The 2771-nt window shown below is 34.4% G+C and carries 3 protein-coding genes; 2 read left to right on the top strand and 1 reads right to left on the bottom strand.

Translation table 11 applies throughout. The features are described from left to right. Nucleotides 1-10: 10 nt before the first annotated feature. Complete coding sequence (hisJ, locus tag AC1DSB_RS17525) at nucleotides 11-808, top strand: histidinol-phosphatase HisJ (protein ID WP_477532817.1); 798 nt, start codon at nucleotides 11-13, stop codon at nucleotides 806-808. 25 nt (nucleotides 809-833) lie between these two features. Beyond that, nucleotides 834-1313 (top strand): GAF domain-containing protein, encoded by a 480-nt coding sequence (locus AC1DSB_RS17530; protein ID WP_016426635.1) that lies wholly within the window; start codon nucleotides 834-836, stop codon nucleotides 1311-1313. Nucleotides 1314-2197: 884 nt separating this feature from the next. Here AC1DSB_RS17530 and catA read toward each other — a convergent pair. Further along, on the bottom strand, nucleotides 2198-2771 hold a 574-nt coding region (gene catA, locus AC1DSB_RS17535), incomplete at its 5' end, for a type A chloramphenicol O-acetyltransferase (protein WP_477587230.1).

The following is a 2771-nucleotide window of genomic DNA, read 5'->3' on the forward strand; positions in this document are numbered from 1 at the left end:
GCCTATATTAATGAAAAGAGATGCGCATATTCACAGTCCTTTTTGCCCCCATGGAACAAAAGATGAATTTGAATTATATATAGAAAAAGCGATAAAGAACGGCTTTACCGACATCTCATTCACAGAACATGCACCTGCTCCTGAAGGATTTATTGATACGGTCCCTACTAGGGATAGTTTCCTGGATGTAAACTCACTTGAACCTTATATAAACAAACTGCGCCAATTAAAAAAACAATACGCTTCCGATATCTCGATCAACATTGGTTTGGAGTTCGATTATATTGAAGGATACGAAAAAGCAACTGCCCGGATGCTCAATGAAATTGGTCCTACCTTAGATGATTCTATTTTATCTGTCCATTTCCTGCTTTTTGAAAATAAATATACTTGTATAGATTTCTCGGCAGAATCATTAATTGATTTTGCAGGGCAAGTAGGTTCAATTGAAAAAGTCTATGAGCTTTATTACAAAACTCTCCAGTCCTCCATACTAGCTGATTTAGGAAAATATAAACCGAAACGAATTGGCCATCCGACATTAATTCATAAGTTCCAACTTGCTCATGGATTCAAAGTCGATGACCATGATTTCATTATGTCGACATTACAATTAATGAAAGAACATCGTTATGAAATGGACCTCAACAGTGCAGGACTGGCTAAAGAATTTTGTTTGGAACCCTATCCCCCACAACGTTACGTAACAACTGCAAAAAATATGGGAATTCCTCTTGTGTTCGGGTCCGATGCACACAGGGTCCAAGATTTGCATCAATATTATGAGAAAGTTTATACTGATTCGTAAGTTTCTAATTTTAAGAGGTGATTTCATGTTTGAGAAAGCAGCATATGCAGGAAATACAGAACAACAATACAACATGTTAGGAAAACAACTTGACGCTTTACTAAGCGGAGAGTCGAATGTCATGGCTAATTTAAGCAATGCTTCTGCATTACTGAACCAATTTTTCGATCGAATCAATTGGGTTGGGTTTTATATGATGGATGAAGGAGAGCTTGTTTTAGGACCTTTCCAAGGTTTGCCTGCTTGTGTCAGAATTCCTGTTGGTCGAGGAGTTTGTGGAACGACAGTTGCAAAGAAAGAAACGATGGTTGTACCTGATGTACACGCTTTTCCAGGACATATCGCTTGTGACGCGGCTTCCCAATCAGAAATTGTAATACCAATGATTAAAAATGGTGAAGTAATTGGTGTTTTAGACATCGACAGTCCGGAAAAAGATCGATTCCATGAGGAAGATCGCCAAGGACTTGAACAGTTTGTTTCTATATTAATGAAACACATTTAAAAGGACGAGGTTAACCCGTTCAGTTATCTGGTACAAAATCTAAATTAAACATACAAAAAGAGCCCAAATTCGCATATGAATGGGCTTTTTTAAAACACCTAAATTCAGGCTTTGTTAATGATTAATACTTACTATATTCACCGTTTTAGCACTTGTTTTAGCAGACTCACAATTTTGATTGTTTATTTGGTAATATGTACGCTAAAAGTGTTGCTAAATGTCTGCTAATTGCTTGAATGGAAATATAAAAAAAGAAAGTAAATGTAAATACCGAACGCAAAAACATCCAGTCAAAAAGGCTGAGTGCTCGCACCTAATATTTATAAGTCTTATAAACTAAAGCACCCGTTAGTTGAGTAAGAAAACTAAACGAACAATTGCTCCAGTAAGCCAATAAACAGGATTGATAATATTACAGTTGGTATTGAAATTAATATCTTATTTTGCAACCTAATATTCTCGAATCGTCTATATATCTTATTTACTACTCGGTAAACGATTATTGCGATAAATAAACTTATACATATTGCTATTAAATCAACAGAAGTAAATGGTTTACCTAAGTATTTATCTTGGTAAAAGCTGATAACAAAAATGGATGAAAATAGAATGAATTGATAAATACAAAAGCTAACATAATTCAAAGGTGGTTACTCCTATTCGATATCTATTAATGTATCCTTTATAGGATATTTCTACATTTAGTATATAACATCAGGTTTTTTCCTCATGCCCTTATTAAACTAAACTGCCTTGTTAGTCATATGAAATAGAGCTGCTTAAGTAGCCGGATGATCTTCAACTAAAGCACCCGTTAGTTCAATAAGAAGGAGTCGCCAATACAACTCCTTAGTTAAATTAAAACGAGCACTCATTTGCATATTTTAAGGAAGCCAATCATGACAATTATTAGCTAATTGCTGCAAATCCTCTATAAATGTACTAGCGTGATATCCATCACAAACAGCATGATGCACTTGTAATGAAATAGGCAACAACGTTTTATCTTTCTTATTTAAATATTTTCCCCCTGTAATGATGGGTAATAAAAAGTCGCTATCATTATTTATATTTAGGTTAAAGCCAGTAAAACTAACCCAAGGAATACTAGATATAGGAAAAGAATTTTTGGGTTCATTATCTTTTGTAAAGAGACCTTTAACTTCAGCGTATTGCTTTATATCACTTTGATAGTTTTTATAAAAGACATTAAATTCATTAGAAAACTCCGTCCATATGCTTGAGAATGATTTATTATCACTGTGGAAGATTGTATAACTTGGAATCATTTTATCCCAATACCCTAGAACACCCTCGTCATTAAAGCAAGTTCTAAATTCTTCATGAGAATTTACTGTCTTGCTGATCATGTAAATAAAGGTAGGGTATAGCTTAATTCCCTTGGTACGAAGCTGTTCCAATAACGTTGTGATGTCTATATTTGCTGTTATGCTAAAG

The organism is Paenisporosarcina sp. P4_E4_2, assembly GCF_056401595.1.